The organism is Buttiauxella sp. AC142 (assembly GCF_979253435.1).
The window spans coordinates 3,266,939-3,283,756 of the sequence record NZ_CEEDCH010000001.1; the positions used below are offsets into that span (position 1 = coordinate 3,266,939).

Annotated in this window: 16 protein-coding genes; 4 read left to right on the forward strand and 12 right to left on the reverse strand. The window is 51.8% G+C overall.

Annotated features, from left to right (window positions below; genetic code table 11):
• Positions 1-121: 121 nt before the first annotated feature.
• The 4 genes from AC0IWZ_RS15270 to AC0IWZ_RS15285 all read right to left on the reverse strand — a co-directional run bounded on the left by AC0IWZ_RS15270 (position 122) and on the right by AC0IWZ_RS15285 (position 2,635).
• Positions 122-1,021: a Dyp-type peroxidase gene (locus tag AC0IWZ_RS15270; protein WP_471678988.1), complete on the reverse strand. Its 900-nt coding sequence runs from the start codon at positions 1,019-1,021 to the stop codon at positions 122-124.
• 102 nt (positions 1,022-1,123) lie between these two features.
• Positions 1,124-1,699 carry an RpoE-regulated lipoprotein gene (locus AC0IWZ_RS15275; protein ID WP_034497502.1) on the reverse strand — a complete coding sequence of 192 codons (576 nt, stop codon included), beginning with the start codon at positions 1,697-1,699 and terminating at the stop codon, positions 1,124-1,126.
• 64 nt (positions 1,700-1,763) lie between these two features.
• The gene (locus AC0IWZ_RS15280) at positions 1,764-2,210 is read right to left on the reverse strand and encodes a DUF2919 domain-containing protein (protein WP_172893511.1); all 447 of its coding nucleotides are present in this window, start codon (positions 2,208-2,210) and stop codon (positions 1,764-1,766) included.
• Positions 2,210-2,635: a GNAT family acetyltransferase gene (locus AC0IWZ_RS15285; RefSeq protein WP_034497507.1), complete on the reverse strand. Its 426-nt coding sequence runs from the start codon at positions 2,633-2,635 to the stop codon at positions 2,210-2,212. The genes AC0IWZ_RS15280 and AC0IWZ_RS15285 overlap by 1 nt, the downstream gene beginning before the upstream one ends.
• A gap of 216 nt (positions 2,636-2,851) precedes the next feature.
• Here AC0IWZ_RS15285 and amiA point away from each other — a divergent pair, with 216 nt between their 5' ends.
• Together amiA and hemF are read left to right on the forward strand one after the other, a co-directional pair.
• The gene (gene amiA, locus AC0IWZ_RS15290) at positions 2,852-3,724 is read left to right on the forward strand and encodes an N-acetylmuramoyl-L-alanine amidase AmiA (protein WP_115627652.1); all 873 of its coding nucleotides are present in this window, start codon (positions 2,852-2,854) and stop codon (positions 3,722-3,724) included.
• A gap of 5 nt (positions 3,725-3,729) precedes the next feature.
• Positions 3,730-4,635: an oxygen-dependent coproporphyrinogen oxidase gene (gene hemF, locus AC0IWZ_RS15295; protein WP_471678987.1), complete on the forward strand. Its 906-nt coding sequence runs from the start codon at positions 3,730-3,732 to the stop codon at positions 4,633-4,635.
• Positions 4,636-4,731: 96 nt separating this feature from the next.
• Here hemF and maeB read toward each other — a convergent pair whose 3' ends face one another.
• A complete protein-coding gene (gene maeB / locus AC0IWZ_RS15300) occupies positions 4,732-7,011 on the reverse strand; it encodes an NADP-dependent oxaloacetate-decarboxylating malate dehydrogenase (RefSeq protein ID WP_034497516.1) in 2,280 nt (759 codons plus the stop codon).
• Positions 7,012-7,269: 258 nt separating this feature from the next.
• Here maeB and tal point away from each other — a divergent pair, with 258 nt between their 5' ends.
• Together tal and tkt are read left to right on the forward strand one after the other, a co-directional pair.
• Positions 7,270-8,220, forward strand: coding sequence for a transaldolase (gene tal, locus AC0IWZ_RS15305; RefSeq protein ID WP_034497519.1), 951 nt, complete (start codon positions 7,270-7,272; stop codon positions 8,218-8,220).
• A 21-nt stretch (positions 8,221-8,241) separates the two neighbouring features.
• Positions 8,242-10,239: a transketolase gene (gene tkt / locus AC0IWZ_RS15310; RefSeq protein WP_471678986.1), complete on the forward strand. Its 1,998-nt coding sequence runs from the start codon at positions 8,242-8,244 to the stop codon at positions 10,237-10,239.
• 143 nt (positions 10,240-10,382) lie between these two features.
• Here tkt and AC0IWZ_RS15315 read toward each other — a convergent pair whose 3' ends face one another.
• The 7 genes from AC0IWZ_RS15315 to napF all read right to left on the reverse strand — a co-directional run bounded on the left by AC0IWZ_RS15315 (position 10,383) and on the right by napF (position 16,602).
• The gene (locus AC0IWZ_RS15315; RefSeq protein WP_034497522.1) at positions 10,383-11,426 is read right to left on the reverse strand and encodes a DUF1176 domain-containing protein; all 1,044 of its coding nucleotides are present in this window, start codon (positions 11,424-11,426) and stop codon (positions 10,383-10,385) included.
• A 147-nt stretch (positions 11,427-11,573) separates the two neighbouring features.
• Entirely contained in the window at positions 11,574-12,149 is a 576-nt protein-coding gene (gene nudK / locus AC0IWZ_RS15320) for a GDP-mannose pyrophosphatase NudK (RefSeq protein WP_410373458.1), read from the reverse strand.
• A gap of 166 nt (positions 12,150-12,315) precedes the next feature.
• Complete coding sequence (napC, locus tag AC0IWZ_RS15325) at positions 12,316-12,918, reverse strand: cytochrome c-type protein NapC (RefSeq protein ID WP_120065936.1); 603 nt, start codon at positions 12,916-12,918, stop codon at positions 12,316-12,318.
• 8 nt (positions 12,919-12,926) lie between these two features.
• Positions 12,927-13,364, reverse strand: coding sequence for a nitrate reductase cytochrome c-type subunit (gene napB / locus AC0IWZ_RS15330; protein ID WP_115627644.1), 438 nt, complete (start codon positions 13,362-13,364; stop codon positions 12,927-12,929).
• 10 nt (positions 13,365-13,374) lie between these two features.
• A complete protein-coding gene (gene napA, locus AC0IWZ_RS15335) occupies positions 13,375-15,861 on the reverse strand; it encodes a nitrate reductase catalytic subunit NapA (protein ID WP_471678985.1) in 2,487 nt (828 codons plus the stop codon).
• Positions 15,858-16,121: a chaperone NapD gene (gene napD / locus AC0IWZ_RS15340; protein WP_034497534.1), complete on the reverse strand. Its 264-nt coding sequence runs from the start codon at positions 16,119-16,121 to the stop codon at positions 15,858-15,860. Before napD ends, napA begins: the two co-directional genes overlap by 4 nt.
• Positions 16,111-16,602 carry a ferredoxin-type protein NapF gene (napF, locus tag AC0IWZ_RS15345; RefSeq protein WP_034497536.1) on the reverse strand — a complete coding sequence of 164 codons (492 nt, stop codon included), beginning with the start codon at positions 16,600-16,602 and terminating at the stop codon, positions 16,111-16,113. The genes napD and napF overlap by 11 nt, the downstream gene beginning before the upstream one ends.
• Positions 16,603-16,818 lie beyond the last annotated feature (216 nt).

Sequence of the window (16,818 nt, forward strand, 5' to 3'; positions counted from 1 at the left end):
CAATAAGAAAGGGATATAAGGTTTTTAGCAGGGATTTGTCGGGCGTCACTAACGCTAGCCCGACCTAAGCTTGATACGCACTTGTAGGGTGGATAAGCGAAGCGCCATCCACCATTTTATTCTACAGGTTCAACAAGTTATCTAAAGAAGGCGCGAAGTAATAACCACCGGTCACAGGCTTAGTGAAACGCAGCATCCCGTCACGCTTACCGTCGGTTTCGCCAAACATGCTCAGCAATTGCTGTTCGATGTTATGCAAACGCGCGCAATAGGCGATGAAGTACAGGCCATGCGGGCCGCTGGCCGTACCGTACGGCAGACTCTGGCGCACAATCTTCAACCCTTTGCCGTTTTCTTTCAAATCGACACGGGTTAAGTGGGACGTTTCCGGACGCTCGTCACCGTCAATCTCTTCATTGGCCTCTTTAGTACGGCCAATAATCATTTCCTGATCGTGAACACTCATGCGGTTTAGCTGGTTGAGATTATGTTCCCAACGCTGCACAAACACGTAGCTGCCGCCCGCATCCACACCGTCGTTAATCACAGCCACTTCACGGCGAGTCTCTTCGCCCTGCGGGTTTTCAGTGCCATCAACGAAACCACTCAGGTCGCGTTCTTCAACCCAGCGGAAACCGTGGATTTCTTCTTCAATTTTCAGCGCGTCGCCAAATGCAGCCAGCGCCGCTTGCGCCAGAGTGAAATTCACATCATGGCGCAGAGAAAGAATGTGGATCATCACATCATGCTGAGTCGCTGGAGCCAGGCCTTTGCCCATCGGAGCAAAGTTTTTCAGCTCGGCTGCACCCACGCCACCGCTTAAATCGCGCCATAAGTCGTGACCAAACGCCACCACCGCGCCTAAATTAGCATCCGGGAATTTATCCTGAAGCGCACTGAGCGATTGATTAAAGGTTTTACAGCCCTGGCGAATGGTATCGAAATCGCCCTGAATGCTCGCTTCCAGCCAAACGGCGGCGCGACAATGTTCTGGCAGAATGCCAGATTGAACACGAGACATGAATCCTCCTAAAAAACACACGCCACTCTACGTGGCGTTATTCCCTTATGATACCCAATTCCGGCAGCGCCTTCTTGAGAAGGCGCAAGCCAACGGCTATTTTTATCGACGCCAGATAATTTTACTGATCTTCCAGGTTTTGAGCGTATCGTCAGACGGCATCAACTCCTGCCCGCCATGCCATTCGCCGCTAAAAATGTAGCTGATATGCTGGCTGTCTTTAGCCTTACACTCAACACTTTCGCTATCATCTCCAGTCCCTTTGACACACGCGCCAAATGCTTTGTCGTACAGGTCGCTAAATTGCGTACCGATTTTCACGCCACTTGCTGTTTCAATTGCGGTGTCTAGCACTTCGACGCGGCTTACTGTGCCCTTCTCGCCGTTGACGATAACCATCACGGTTTTATCGTCCATCGCTTCATAGAAACGGACAATCTCGCCGTTATCGGTTTTCATACCGCTGCGCAGACGATAATTGTCATTCAAGGCACTGCTGACGGCCTTTTCATCCATCGGCGTGCTGGCATTTAACTCACCCACTCCTTGCTCGCTTACTTCAAGCGATGAACCAAACCAGTTCCAGGGATTTGCCGCAGACCAGTTGACAGAAGACAGCGTCGAACAACCGCTCAGAAGCAGTGGCAGCCCTACTAGCATCAGGCGCAGAGTTTTCATCAGAAATTCCTTTATTAAGCATGGGTACGCGCTTTGGAGTGCAAACTTTCCCAAAAGTGCCAGGTTATTCACGGCTAAGGGTGAAGTAATCGCGTAATCGGCGGCTGGTACACAACCACCACAGGGCAAAAATATCGGCAATCAGCAGCGCTAACGTCACCGGCGTGAGTTCTTCCCCCTGCCATAACAACCAAAGTTGCCAGGCCAAAACGCCCGCCTGCGCGGCGATTAACACCCAACGCCAGGCTGACCATAATCGCGGATACAAATGGCGACGACCGCTAATCATGAAGGCCAGGGCCGCAGGAACACCGGGCAAAAGCCCATACCAAAAATTGTCGCGGTCGGGGTAGAACACACCGAGAATGGCATCGCCCTGTTGACGGGACGCCGCCGCCAGCACTAACACAAACCAGGTTCGCGCCTGCAACAGGAGGATGCACCAAAACAAAAAGGGTGTTTTCAGATTACCGTGTGTATCGTAATCCGAAGGTGGATATAGATAAGGCATTAATATTCTTGATCTTCAATCAAACGTTTGCCGAGTAAAACCACATCCTGCTGCTCGTATTCAAGGCGCTCATACATGCCAATCACCAGGTCGTTTTCTTCGCGCACCATGATATGAATTTTTGGGCAACCGCGGGCGATAAGCTTTTTCTCAAGGCGGCTTAACAGCGCATTGGCGATACCGCGCCCCCGATATTCTGGATGCACACCGAGATAATAAGCAGAGCCGCGGTGTCCGTCGTAGCCGCCCATTAATGAGCCAACAACCTCACCGCCCACTTCGGCCACTAAAAACAGATCGGCGTCATGATTGAGTTTGCGTTCAATATCCATTTCAGGATCGTTCCACGGACGCAGTAAGTCGCAACGTTCCCAAAGCGTAATGACTTCTTCGAAATCATCCTGGCGAAAAACACGTATTTCCATGGTATTAGCCACCTGAAAGTCTAAAAACCTGATTATGGCGTTAACTTGGCGTTTAGCCAATATCTGCCGCAAAAGTGGGTAAAAAATGGCATACTTCCCTCTCATTCATTTATTGAAATGAAAAGATAATCATTTCAGGAAAATGCTTGTCGTTTACCGTTTAGCGATACGCTATAAATGCCTATCAGAAATTTTTAAGATAAAAATATTAGCCGCATGAGCAAAATTAAATCACTGACGCACCTGACCACCCGCCGCCAGTTACTGCTTACTGGTTTGGCTGCCTTAACGTTAACGGGCGTAAACAAGGCTTTGGCCAGCTCCGAGACTAAACCCCTTAAAACCACCACTAATCACAGTAAACCGACCAAAAAATCGGGTGCCCGCAGAGTAGTGATGCTTGACCCAGGCCACGGCGGGATTGATACCGGCGCGATTGGGCACAATGGTTCCAAAGAAAAGCATGTCGTTCTGGCCATTGCAAAAAATGTAAGAAACATTCTTAAAAGCAATGGGATAGAGGCCAAACTCACACGCACCAGCGATGAATTCATCCCGCTGTACGATCGCGTAGAAATCGCCCATAAACACGGTGCCGATTTGTTTATGTCGATTCATGCCGATGGTTTTACAAACCCATCGGCTGCCGGTGCGTCGGTGTTTGCCCTTTCCAATCGCGGAGCCAGTAGCGCGATGGCAAAATACCTTTCTGACAAAGAAAACGCCGCCGATGATGTGGCGGGCAGCAAGGTAAAACACAAAGATCAGTATCTCCAGCAGGTGCTGTTCGACCTGGTACAAACCGATACCATTAAAAATAGCCTGACGCTTGGCTCGCATATCCTCAAGCAAATCAAGCCGGTGCATAAGCTGCATAGTCGTAACACCGAACAGGCGGCATTCGTGGTATTGAAATCACCGTCCATTCCGTCTGTACTGGTGGAGACTTCTTTTATCACCAATCCCGGTGAAGAAAAGTTGTTAGGCACCCCGGCGTTCCGTCAGAAAATTGCCAGCGCCATTGCATCAGGCATCATTAGTTACTTCCATTGGTTTGATAACCAGAAAGCTCACAGCAAAAAACGTTGAACCCTATGAACTCACCCGACATTCACGCCGTAAAACAATTCCTGCTGCAATTGCAGGACACCATTTGCCAGCAACTAAGCCAGGTTGACGGTGCCACGTTTGAAGAAGACACCTGGCAACGCGAAGGCGGTGGCGGCGGGCGCAGTCGGGTGTTGCGCGGTGGGAATATCTTTGAGCAAGCGGGCGTTAACTTCTCCCACGTTCATGGCGATGCCATGCCAGCATCCGCCACCGCTCATCGCCCGGAACTCGCCGGTCGTAGTTTTGAAGCGATGGGCGTGTCGTTAGTCGTGCATCCGCTCAATCCGTACATTCCCACCAGCCACGCTAACGTGCGTTTTTTCATTGCGGAAAAGCCGGGCTGTGATCCGGTGTGGTGGTTTGGCGGCGGTTTTGATTTAACGCCGTTTTACGGTTTTGAAGAAGATGCGATTCACTGGCATAAAACGGCGTATGACTTGTGCCAGCCGTTTGGTGACGACGTGTTCCCTCGTTACAAAAAATGGTGTGACGATTACTTCTTTATTAAGCATCGCAATGAACAGCGCGGCATTGGCGGCTTGTTCTTCGATGACCTCAATACGCCAGATTTCGACCATTGCTTCAGCTTTATGCAGGCGGTGGGCAACGGTTATCTGGATGCGTATCTGCCGATTGTAGAACGCCGTAAAGCGTTGCCGTGGGGCGAGCGCGAGCGTGATTTCCAGCTTTATCGCCGTGGCCGTTATGTGGAATTTAATCTGGTGTGGGATCGCGGAACGCTGTTTGGTTTACAGACGGGCGGGCGTACCGAGTCGATTTTAATGTCGATGCCGCCGCTGGTACGTTTTGAATATAACTATCAGCCAGAAGAAGGCAGCCCGGAGGCTGCCTTGTATCGTGATTTCTTGCCGGTTAAAGATTGGGTTTAAAACAACCCTCACCCCAACCCTCTCCCTGAGGGAGAGGGAGTGGTCCGATTCTCCCCTTCTCCTGGGGGAGAAGGCCGGGATGAGGGCGTCCGATACTTAAAGCGGAACCGTCTGCGCCTCAACCACCGCCAGCGCTACCATATTCACAATACGACGAACAGACGCAATCGGTGTTAATACATGCACCGGTTTCGCCACGCCCATCAATACTGGCCCAACAGTAACCCCTTCAGAACTGGAAACACGCAGCAAGTTGTAGCTGATACGCGCCGCTTCGACGTTTGGCATGATCAGAATATTTGCCGAACCTTTCAGCGGGCTGTCTGGCATACGATCGTTACGGATGCTTTCCACCAGCGCGGCGTCACCGTGCATTTCACCGTCGATTTCCAACTCAGGCGCACGCGCACGCACCATTTCAAGCGTCGCACGCATTTTGCAGGCGGCTTTTGAATCGGAAGAACCGTAGTTGGAATGTGAAAGCAGCGCGACTTTTGGCTCAATACCAAAACGACGCACCGTTTCCGCCGCCAACAACGTGATTTCAGTCAGCTCCTCCGGCGATGGATCGTCATTCACATAGGTATCTGCAATAAAGGTGTTACCACTTGGCAGCAACAGTGCGTTCATCGCCCCGGCGGCTTTCACGCCTTCACGGTAGCCGAACAGTTTTTCCACCACGGAGAAATGCTCGTGATACTCACCAATAGTGCCGCAAATCATGGCATCCGCTTCACCGCGATGAACCATAATTGCGCCGATAACCGTCGTGTTGCTGATCACCGCACGTTGCGCCTGCTCTTGTGTGATACCACGGCGTTTCATGATGTTGTAGTACTCGTTCCAGTACTCTTTGAAGCGTGGGTCGGATTCGTTGTTCACGATTTCGAAATCGCGCCCAGCCTGCATTTGCAGCCCAAGTTTCTTCAGGCGCATTTCAATAACCGCCGGGCGGCCAATCAGAATCGGTTTCGCCAGCCCTAACGTAATCAGTTCCTGAGTCGCATGCAGCACACGCGCTTCTTCACCTTCAGTCAGCACCACGCGTTTCGGATCTTTACGCGCCTGGGAGAAAATCGGCTTCATGAACAAGTTGGTTTTGTAGACGAACTCGGTCAGTTTTTCGCGATAAGCATCGAAATCCTGAATCGGGCGCGTTGCCACACCGGTGTCCATTGCCGCTTTCGCCACAGCCGGTGCAATTTGCACAATAAGACGCGGGTCGAACGGTTTTGGAATCAGGTAATCAGGGCCGAAAGTCAGCTCCTCTTCACCGTAAGCAGAAGCCACCACGTCGCTTTGCTCGGCGTGAGCCAGCTCTGCAATGGCGTGAACGGCCGCCAGTTTCATCTCTTCATTAATCGCCGTTGCACCGACATCCAGCGCGCCACGGAAGATGAACGGGAAGCACAGCACGTTGTTGACCTGGTTTGGGAAGTCAGAACGGCCGGTACAAATAATCGCGTCCGGACGCACTTCTTTTGCCAGCGGCGGCAGGATTTCCGGCTCCGGGTTTGCCAGCGCCAGAATCAGTGGCGCACGTGCCATTTTCTTGACCATTTCCTGGCTCATTGCTTTCGGGCCAGAACAGCCGAGGAAAATATCCGCGCCTTCAATCACTTCATCAAGCGTGCGTTTGCCGTTATCTTCCACCGCGTAAGCCGCTTTGGTTTCTGCCATGTTTTCTTCACGGCCTTTGTAGATAACGCCTTTCGAGTCGCAAACCACAATGTTGTGTTTTTGAATACCCAACTGCACCAACAGATTCATACAGGCAATGGCAGACGCACCCGCGCCAGAAACCACCAACCGCACATCAGAGATATTCTTCTCGACCACACGCAGGCCGTTGAGCACCGCCGCGGTACAGATAATTGCAGTGCCGTGCTGATCGTCGTGGAACACAGGTATGTTCATGCGTTCGCGCAGTTTTTTCTCGATATAGAAGCACTCTGGCGCTTTGATATCTTCCAGATTAATGCCGCCAAACGTTGGCTCGAGTGCAGCAATCACCTCAATCAGTTTGTCCGGGTCCATTTCATCGACTTCGATATCGAATACATCAATACCGGCAAATTTCTTGAACAGAACGCCCTTACCTTCCATCACTGGCTTGCCCGCCAGCGCACCGATATTACCCAATCCCAGCACCGCGGTGCCGTTAGAAATCACACCGACCAGGTTGCCACGCGCCGTGTATTTATAGGCCGCTAATGGGTCTTTTTCTATCTCAAGACAAGGTGCCGCCACGCCCGGAGAGTAAGCCAAAGCCAGATCACGCTGGGTGGCTAAAGGTTTGGTTGGGGATACCTGAATTTTTCCGGGAGTAGGAAATTCATGAAAATCGAGGGCACTTTGCTTCAGTTGTTCATCCATTTCTTCGTTCCTTTTTATCACTCTAAAGGGTCGGTAAGGCCAAGTAGTATCGCGCTTGCGCGCTCTCTAAACTTTGAACGTCGCCATACTATCAGCAACGTCAGGTAAAAATGTTAGAAAATCAGAGTGACTATGTTAGCTACCATTAACAACAATGCCAGACCTATCTGCTATGCTTTTTAGTTATGCCAACGATGAATTTTCGTCGCGAATGACATGGAGTATTCAAGTAACAATCTGTATATCAAGGAGATAGTTATGAGTCAGCTAGACAGTATTAAGAAATTCACCACCGTTGTTGCCGACAGCGGTGACATCGAATCTATCCGCCATTACCAACCTATTGATGCGACCACCAACCCCTCGCTATTACTGAAAGCAGCGGGTCTGGAGCACTATCAATCACTGATTGATGATGCCATTGCCTATGGAAAGAAAGGCGGTGGCACGCAAGAAGCCCAGGTGGCGCAAGCCTGTGACAAACTGGCAGTCAATTTTGGTGCGGAAATTCTGAAAAGCATTCCTGGACGCGTCTCAACAGAAGTGGACGCCCGCCTCTCGTTTGATAAAGAAAAAAGCATCGCCAAAGCCCGCCATTTAATTGCGCTATATGAAGAGCTTGGCATTGATAAATCACGAGTTCTTATCAAGCTTGCGTCAACCTGGGAAGGTATTCGTGCCGCGGAAGAGCTGCAAAAAGAAGGCATCGACTGCAACCTGACGCTGCTGTTCTCTTTTGCCCAGGCGCGGGCCTGTGCCGAAGCGGGCGTATTCCTGATTTCACCGTTCGTCGGGCGTATTTACGACTGGTATCAGGCACGCAAACCGATGGACCCGTATGTGGTTGAAGAAGATCCGGGCGTCAAATCGGTGCGCAATATCTATGATTACTTTAAGCAGCACAATTACAGCACCATTGTGATGGGCGCGAGTTTCCGCCGTACCGAACAAATTCTGGCGCTAGTGGGCTGCGACCGTCTGACTATCGCCCCTAACCTGCTGCAACAGTTGCAGGAAAGCGAAGAACCAGTGGTGCGCAAATTAGTCCCCGGTTCACAGGGCTTCCGCCGTCCGGAACCGATTAGCGAAGCGGATTTCCGTTGGGAACATAACCAGGATCCAATGGCAGTAGAAAAACTGGCAGAAGGCATTCGCCTGTTCGCCATTGATCAACGAAAACTGGAAGATTTACTCGCCGCCAAACTTTGAACGACAACCACGGAGTGAAACATGTCATCTCGTAAAGAGCTTGCTAATGCCATTCGTGCCCTGAGTATGGACGCGGTACAAAAAGCGAATTCGGGCCACCCTGGCGCACCGATGGGGATGGCGGATATCGCCGAAGTGTTATGGAATGAATTCCTGCACCATAACCCGACGAACCCCACATGGGCTGACCGTGACCGCTTTATTCTGTCTAACGGCCACGCCTCGATGCTGCTCTACAGCCTGTTGCATCTGAGCGGGTATGACTTATCGATGGAAGAGTTGAAAAACTTCCGTCAGCTTCACTCCAAAACCCCCGGTCACCCGGAAATTGGCTATACGCCCGGTGTTGAAACAACCACCGGGCCACTCGGCCAGGGCTTAGCAAACGCTGTAGGGATGGCGATTGCTGAACGTACCTTGGGGGCGCAATTCAACCGCCCCGACCACGAAATCGTCGACCACTTCACCTACGTATTTATGGGTGATGGCTGCCTGATGGAAGGCATTTCTCATGAAGTTTGCTCGCTGGCGGGGACTCTCGGCCTCGGCAAGCTCATCGGTTTCTACGATCACAACGGGATTTCCATTGATGGCGAAACTAAAGGCTGGTTTACCGACGACACCGCCAAACGTTTCGAGGCTTATCACTGGCACGTGGTGCATGAAATTGACGGACACGATCCGCAAGCCGTGAAGAAAGCGATTGAAGAAGCGCAGAGCGTGAAAGACAAGCCGTCGCTCATTATCTGCCGCACGATTATCGGTTTTGGCTCACCGAATAAAGCCGGTAAAGAAGAGGCGCATGGCGCGGCACTCGGCGAACAGGAAGTCGCGCTCGCGCGTAAACAATTGGGTTGGAATTATCCGGCGTTTGAAATCCCGAAAGAGATTTATCAAGCCTGGGACGCCAAAGAAAAAGGCGAGAAAGCAGAAGCCGCATGGAACGATAAATTTGCGGCCTATGCCAAAGCTCATCCTGATTTAGCGTCTGAGTTTAACCGCCGGATGCACGGTGAAATGCCAGAGAACTGGCAGGAAACCACACAAAACTTCATTGAAAAATTGCAGGCTAATCCAGAAAAAATAGCGACCCGTAAAGCCTCGCAAAACGCGCTGAATGCGTATGGCCCAGGCCTACCGGAATTGCTCGGCGGCTCGGCAGATTTAGCGCCCAGCAACCTGACCATCTGGAAAGAGTCCAAATCCATTAAAGAGGATCTCGCCGGGAATTACATTCACTACGGTGTACGCGAATTCGGCATGACCGCTATCGCGAATGGGATTGCACACCATGGCGGATTCGTGCCCTACACCGCAACGTTCCTGATGTTTGTGGAATACGCCCGCAACGCGGCGCGTATGGCAGCTCTGATGAAAGCACGGCAGATCATGGTCTATACCCACGACTCGATTGGACTGGGCGAAGACGGCCCAACACACCAGGCGGTAGAACAACTTGCCAGCCTGCGTATGACGCCGAATTTCAGTACCTGGCGCCCGTGCGATCAGGTGGAAGCTGCGGTTGCGTGGAAGACGGCTATCGAGCGTCACAATGGCCCTACGGCACTGATTCTTTCGCGCCAGAACCTCGCACAAATGGATCGTACGCCGGAGCAAGTCAAAGCGATTAGCCGTGGCGGTTATATCCTGAAAGATAGCGACGGCGCACCAGATGTCATTCTGATTGCTACCGGCTCGGAGATGGAGATCACGACGCTTGCTGCGGATAAACTTACCGCCGAAGGCCACAAAGTGCGCGTCGTTTCGCTACCTTCAACGGACATATTTGATGCTCAGGATGAAGCATATCGCGAGTCCGTACTGCCTTCTGATGTGGCTGCACGTGTCGCCGTAGAAGCCGGTATTGCGGATTACTGGTACAAATATGTGGGTTTGAAAGGGGCGATTGTCGGCATGACAACGTACGGTGAATCAGCCCCTGCCGATAAGTTGTTCCCATTCTTTGGTTTTACCACCGAGAATGTGGTGGCGAAGGCGAAGAAGGTGTTGGGCGTTTAATCGAAAATAAATATTGTGAATCCCCTATGGATTTCGAGTTGCAGGAAGGCGGCAAGCGAACGAATCCCGATGAGCTTACTTGAGTAAGTAATTCGGGTGAGTGAACGTAGCCAACACACCTGCAACTTGAAAGACGACGGGGATTACTTCGTCACCCAAAGTGTCGGCCACGACGCATTGCTGTTCCACTCATCGCACGCCGGTTCTTCGGCATAACGCACCAGGCGGAAACGCTGTCCATCAAAACGCCAGCGCGTCGCAACGCCGCAATCGCCGATGCCACGTCCTTTCGCAAGCGTCATCAGCTCTTTGTTCGTTTCATCATACCCGGCGTTCATCAGCTCAAGTTCAGTGTTTCCACTCCCCGGCGTAAACGGCAGTTTTAAGCGAATTTGTCGTGCCGCAAAGGGTTTCTGGCGTGATACCACCCAGGCGAGATCGACCACGTTGTAAGCGCCCGCTTCGCAACCGGTCATCAGCAAAGCTTTATCATCACTGAGCGCAAACACACGAACTTCACGACGGGCGGGATCTAGCGAGCACTGACTGTTGTTCATGCGCCATGTGCCGTAATCCAGCAGATCACTCAGTTCTTTCTGCGTTAAAGGCGTTGGTGTAGGGTTTGTCAGTGTGACTTCTTTGAGTGCGGGCGCAGGCGGCACGCTCAGCGGCGGATCGTCACCTTTCTTAATCCAGGCCGTTTCACTGCCTACGCGTTGCTGCTGGCTATCAATAAATAGCAATGACGCTTTCAGACCCGCAAGCGAAATACTTCCCCGACCATTCGCCAGCGTAATCGCATCGGCGTTCGCCACTTTATCGAGAAAGCTGTTTATCGCGTCCGCATCGCTGGTTTTGAGATGGTGCGCTGTTTCCTGCCATTTCGCTAAGTCCAACGTCAACGGTTCACCATCTACCAACAGGCGCGGCGCAATCGGCGGCGCTTTAGGTTCTGTGATGGTCATATTGCCGAGATCAATTCTCAGCGTTGCATCGGTATGCGCACCCGCACTGCGGGTCAGCGTCATGACTAATCCTTGATGCAGCCCAGTGTTACGGGCCGCACAAAAATTTTGGTTGTTGCAGGTAACTTGCCAATCGGAAAAAGACTTTTGTGCAGGTGCCGCGAAAACGGAGCTCGCTATAAAGAATAAAAAGAGAAACAGCGAATTAATCCGGAAACCCATTGGCGACACATATCCTGAAAAGACGAAGAGAATTTAATGTACAAAATGTGGCGATATCTTCGTCTGGTTAACGTTTGCGCTCAATCGGATTTATCGGATAGATTCACCTTAAATAACAAACCCGTAATCCATTGAATTTAAATGCTTTTAACCCATAATTCCACGGAGCTGCAATTGCTGTAACAGAATGACTGTTTTTCCGTCACGAATTTCACCTGTTGCCACCATGTCGAGGGCGCGTGTGAAAGGCAATTCGAGTACATCAATGTCTTCATCATCAATACCGCCACCGGCATTTTCACGCTGGGCGTCGCTGTATTCCGCCATGTAGAAGTGAATCAGCTCGGTCACGCCGCCTGGCGACATATATAGCTCAAAGACTTTTTCGACTTCTCCTACTTCATAGCCGGTTTCTTCGATAGCTTCTTTGCGCGCACACACTTCCGGTTCGTCGGCGTCCAACAATCCCGCGCAGGTTTCAATCAACATGCCGTCAGGATTACCGTTTACCCATGTTGCAACACGAAACTGGCGTGTCAGTACCACGGTTTTTTTATCACGGTTATAGAGCAGCATGGTTGCACCGTTACCGCGGTCATAGACTTCTCGTTTGTGGCGAATAGCTTCGGCTTCGTTACGGTATAGATCGTAGGTGATATTGCGCAGGATGAAGTAATTATCTGAGAGGATTTTATCTTTGATGACTTCAATTTTAATCGACATACCGTCTCCACAGTGAGTTAGGGGAGCCGATAATCATAGGCTTTGATATGGTGGTTATCAATCTCGTTGTAAAGGCAAAATGTAGGGTGGATAAGCCGTAGGCGTCATCCACCATTTACACCTCTGGTGTCGGATGACGCTGACGCTTATCCGACCTACGAAGGGGTTAGAAACCGTTCTTCACTTCGCTCATATCCGGGAGTTTGTGCGCAATCCCCTTATGGCAATCCACACAGGTCTGCCCGTCTTTGACCGCTTTATCATGCATTTTCGCCGCCACGGTTTTCTGCGCGGTGAAATCCATGTAATCGAAGTTATGGCAGTTGCGACACTCTTGCGAGTTGTTGTTTTTCATCCTTCGCCACTCGTTTTGCGCCATCGCCAGGCGATGGTCATCAAACTTTTGCGGCGTGTCGATTAAGCCAAATGCTTTGGCATACAACTCTTTGCTGGCCTGAATCTTACGTATGATTTTTGGCCCCCACTCATGTGGAACGTGGCAGTCCGGGCAGGTTGCCCGCACGCCGCTGCGATTGTTGTAGTGCACCGTCTGCATATATTCTTCGTAGACGTTGGCGCGCATTTCGTGGCAACCGATACAGAACTCTTCGCGGTTTGTCATCTCCATGCCGGTGTTAAAGCCGCCCCAGAAAATAATCCCACCAGCGAAACCAATCAGCAATAACGTGCCAAGTGCCAGGCGGCTCGGGCGACGCCACCACTGCCATATACGACGGATGATGCCGGGTTTTCGGGTTGATTTATCCATAATGGCCTCTAGTTTCCAAAGCCTTTAGACGGCGTGAATGTGTTTTCGACAATCGGTGCCGCATCGGTTTGTGGAACGTGGCATTGCAGGCAGAAATAACGGCGCGGGGCGACGTTAGAAAGCACTTTACCGTCGCTGTCCATAAAGTGCGTTGGGCTGACTCGCGGTGCGCCCGTCGTGCGGTAATGCTCAACGCCGTGGCATTGCAGGCAGCGGTTAGTGTTTTTGGAAACCTGATAACCGTCAACGCTGTGCGGGATCATTGGCGGCTGATTCACATAGTTCAGCGCCATACGGCCCTGTTGTTTTGGCATTTTGACTGAGCCTTCCGGGGTACCGGAAACTTCTGGTGATTGCGTAAGATCAACCCCGTTTGCCGCCCATAACGCACCACTGATCAGCAGCGTTAATGCAGCCATCCATTTGAATAACATTCTGTTTTTCATGATACCCCCCTTACACCTTCGCCAGTTTCACAGCGCATTTTTTATAATCCGTCTCTTTGGAAAGCGGATCGGTTGCATCCAGCGTCAGGTTATTCACCAGTTGCGCGGCGTCGAAGAACGGCATGTACACCAGTCCCCGCGGTGGACGGTTGCGGCCACGTGTTTCAACAATCGAAATCAATTCACCACGGCGCGACAGCACTTTCACTTTGTCGCCACGGCGCAAATCACGCGCTTTGGCATCAAGCGGATGGATAAACAGCAGTGCTTCAGGGAACGCACGATGCAGTTCCGGTACGCGGCGCGTCATGCTGCCGGTATGCCAGTGTTCCAGAACGCGTCCGGTGGATAACCACAGGTCATATTCCTCGTCAGGGGACTCTGCCGCAGGCTCAAATGGCAGCGCGAAAATCACCGCTTTTCCGTCTGGTTTGCCATAGAATTTGAAACCCTCACCCGCTTTCACGTAAGGGTCATGCCCTTCGCTATAGCGCCAGAGCGTCTCTTTGCCATCGACCACCGGCCAGCGCAGGCCGCGTGCTTTGTGGTAATCATCAAACGGCGCGAGATCGTGGCCGTGGCCGCGCCCAAATGCGGCGTACTCTTCGAACAACCCTTTTTGCAGGTAGAAACCTAATTCATGGGATTCGTCATTCAACTGCCCTTCGGCCAGTTCAGTCACCAGGAATTTGCTGACGTTAGAGTTGGCGAAAAGCACGTCGAACAGCGTTTTGCCACGATATTCTGGTTTTTGATCGACAAGTTCCGCAGGCCACACTTCTTCGACTTTGAAGCGCTTCGCAAACTGAACCAGCTGCCAGAGATCGGATTTTGCCTCACCCGGCGCTTTAACCTGCTGACGCCAGAATTGAGTGCGGCGTTCGGCGTTACCGTATGCGCCTTCTTTTTCCACCCACATGGCGGTTGGCAGGATCAAATCCGCGCTCAGGGCGCTGATCGTCGGATATGGATCGGAAACGATGATGAAGTTGCGCGGATCGCGCCAGCCCGGCATACGCTCTTCGGTAATGTTCGGTCCGGCCTGCATGTTGTTGTTACACATCACCCAGTAGACATTGAGCTTGCCATCTTTCAGCGCACGGTCTTGTGCTACGGCATGTAAACCGACTTTTGCAGGAATAGTTCCCGCAGGCAGTTGCCACATATTTTCTGCGATTTGGCGGTGCTTTTCGTTGGTCACCACCATGTCAGCAGGCAGGCGGTGAGAGAAAGTGCCCACTTCACGCGCCGTACCACACGCAGATGGCTGCCCGGTTAGCGAGAACGGCCCGCAGCCTGGCTGAGAAATTTTGCCGGTCAACAGGTGGATGTTGTAAACGAGGTTGTTGGCCCACACGCCACGGGAATGCTGGTTGAAGCCCATCGTCCAGTAAGAAATCACTTTCTTATTCGGGTTGGCATAAAGCTTCGCGAGCGCTTCGAGTTGGTCTTCTGGCACGCCGCTCATCTGCGCGGTTTTTTCCAGCGTGTACTCGGCAACGAACGCTTTGTAATCTTCAAAACTCATCGGTTCGGAAGCATCAGAACCCGGGTTTTTAGCGGCCTTTTCTAACGGATGCGTTGGGCGTAAACCATAGCCAATATCCGTCACGCCCTTACGCAGATTCACATGCTGCTTAAAGAATGATTCGTTGATGGCATTGTTTTGAATGATGTAATTGGCGATGTAATTAAGGATCGCCAGGTCGGTTTGTGGCGTAAACACCATGCCGTTATCTGCCAGCTCGAAACTACGATGCTGGAAGGTAGAAAGTACCGCGACTTCAACGTTTTCATTCGACAGGCGGCGGTTAGTGATGCGCGACCACAAAACCGGGTGCATCTCCGCCATGTTCGATCCCCACAGCACGAAAGCATCGCCCTGTTCGATATCGTCGTAGCAGCCCATCGGCTCATCCATACCAAAGGTACGCATAAAGCCGACCACCGCAGAAGCCATGCAATGACGAGCATTAGGATCAAGGTTATTGGTACGGAAACCCGCTTTGAATAATTTTGATGCGGCGTAACCTTCCCAAACCGTCCATTGCCCGGAGCCGAACATGCCGACCGCTTCTGGCCCTTTCTCTTTCAGGCTGGTTTTGAATTTTTCTTCCATGATGTCGAAGGCCTGGTCCCAGGTGATGGGAGCAAACTCGCCTTCTTTATCGTACTGGCCGTCTTTCATGCGCAGTAGCGGCTGCGTGAGACGGTCTTTTCCGTACATGATTTTTGGCAGGAAGTAGCCTTTGATGCAGTTCAGGCCACGGTTAACCGGCGCATCCGGGTCGCCCTGGCTTGCCACCACACGTCCATCCTGAGTGCCGACTAATACGCCACAACCGGTGCCACAAAAACGGCACGGGGCTTTATCCCATTTAATGGCATCTTGTTGCCCGACAACCGCACGGGCAACACTCGGTACGCTAAGGCCAGCGGCGGCCGCCGCGGCTGCAATAGCGTTCGCTTTCATAAAGCTACGACGACTGAGTTTCATGGTGTTTCCTCACCTTGCTCATCCTGCTGGTGATAAACCAGCGACACCGCCAGCACGCCCGCAATATTGCGTGCTGACTCAATTTGATTTAGCAGCACGTCACTACGTTCTGCTTCCATAACCACCACCAATTTGCCGTGTTCAGCATCACTTGCCGCGACTTCGCTGCCCGGTAGCTCGTTTAATGCGGCGCTCACCGCAAGAATATTTTGGGGTTGGGCCTGAACCACCAGGCCTGCGACGTGCCAGTTAGCTTGCATTTGCGTGCCTCATCGTGATGGCGGAAACCGGGCAACCGGAGATGCATGCGCCGCAGGCGGTGCAATCGGTGTGGTTAACTAAAGGTTGTGCGATACCCAATAATGACGGGCGAAACGAGATGGCCTGCGGTTCGCAGATATCCTGACAGCTACGGCATTCGACGCTGTTTTTAGCCAGGCAATTATCGCCAATCGATAACGTATGTTCCCAGGGTGAAACCTCACGCGTAAGAAATAGTTTTTCCGGGCAAGCTTGCGCGCAGGCGTAGCAAAATGTGCATTCGCCGCGCTCAAAGTTAACTTCGGGGTATCCGCCCTGGCCGCGTCTTAACACACGGGTTTCGCAGGCCGATAAGCAGGCATTGCAGCGCGTGCAATCCACCAGAAAATGTTGTTCGTCCCCGCTCCAGGGCGGGCGAAAAGCTGTCGAGGAGCGTTGAAAGCTCCCGGTGAGTAATCCACGTCGGGAAAAATTAGCCATAAAGCACATCCTTGCATCACAAGTGCCAGATTTCGCCATGCAAGAAATCGGCAAACACTTCTGTGTTATTTCCGTAGTTTTCTACGGGTTTTTATTAGGTAATACGTTATGTGACGAAGGGGTGGTAGAGGCATCACCCTTTAGGGGTAAATACCGGTGTGGGATCAAAAAGGAATTCGGTTTGTAAAACAAACACTCACCCCGGCTTTACGTCGG

Bases quoted from the DNA above. Each gene is read 5' to 3' on its own strand.
- maeB (WP_034497516.1), bottom strand. From the start codon at position 7,011: ATGGATGAACAACTGAAGCAAAGTGCCCTCGATTTTCATGAATTTCCT.
- AC0IWZ_RS15315 (WP_034497522.1), bottom strand. From the start codon at position 11,426: ATGGGTTTCCGGATTAATTCGCTGTTTCTCTTTTTATTCTTTATAGCG.
- napF (WP_034497536.1), bottom strand. From the start codon at position 16,602: ATGGCTAATTTTTCCCGACGTGGATTACTCACCGGGAGCTTTCAACGC.
- AC0IWZ_RS15280 (WP_172893511.1), bottom strand. From the start codon at position 2,210: ATGCCTTATCTATATCCACCTTCGGATTACGATACACACGGTAATCTG.
- tkt (WP_471678986.1), top strand. From the start codon at position 8,242: ATGTCATCTCGTAAAGAGCTTGCTAATGCCATTCGTGCCCTGAGTATG.
- napD (WP_034497534.1), bottom strand. From the start codon at position 16,121: ATGCAAGCTAACTGGCACGTCGCAGGCCTGGTGGTTCAGGCCCAACCC.
- napC (WP_120065936.1), bottom strand. From the start codon at position 12,918: ATGGATAAATCAACCCGAAAACCCGGCATCATCCGTCGTATATGGCAG.
- AC0IWZ_RS15270 (WP_471678988.1), bottom strand. From the start codon at position 1,021: ATGTCTCGTGTTCAATCTGGCATTCTGCCAGAACATTGTCGCGCCGCC.
- AC0IWZ_RS15275 (WP_034497502.1), bottom strand. From the start codon at position 1,699: ATGAAAACTCTGCGCCTGATGCTAGTAGGGCTGCCACTGCTTCTGAGC.
- napB (WP_115627644.1), bottom strand. From the start codon at position 13,364: ATGAAAAACAGAATGTTATTCAAATGGATGGCTGCATTAACGCTGCTG.
- AC0IWZ_RS15285 (WP_034497507.1), bottom strand. From the start codon at position 2,635: ATGGAAATACGTGTTTTTCGCCAGGATGATTTCGAAGAAGTCATTACG.
- napA (WP_471678985.1), bottom strand. From the start codon at position 15,861: ATGAAACTCAGTCGTCGTAGCTTTATGAAAGCGAACGCTATTGCAGCC.
- hemF (WP_471678987.1), top strand. From the start codon at position 3,730: ATGAACTCACCCGACATTCACGCCGTAAAACAATTCCTGCTGCAATTG.
- amiA (WP_115627652.1), top strand. From the start codon at position 2,852: ATGAGCAAAATTAAATCACTGACGCACCTGACCACCCGCCGCCAGTTA.
- tal (WP_034497519.1), top strand. From the start codon at position 7,270: ATGAGTCAGCTAGACAGTATTAAGAAATTCACCACCGTTGTTGCCGAC.
- nudK (WP_410373458.1), bottom strand. From the start codon at position 12,149: ATGTCGATTAAAATTGAAGTCATCAAAGATAAAATCCTCTCAGATAAT.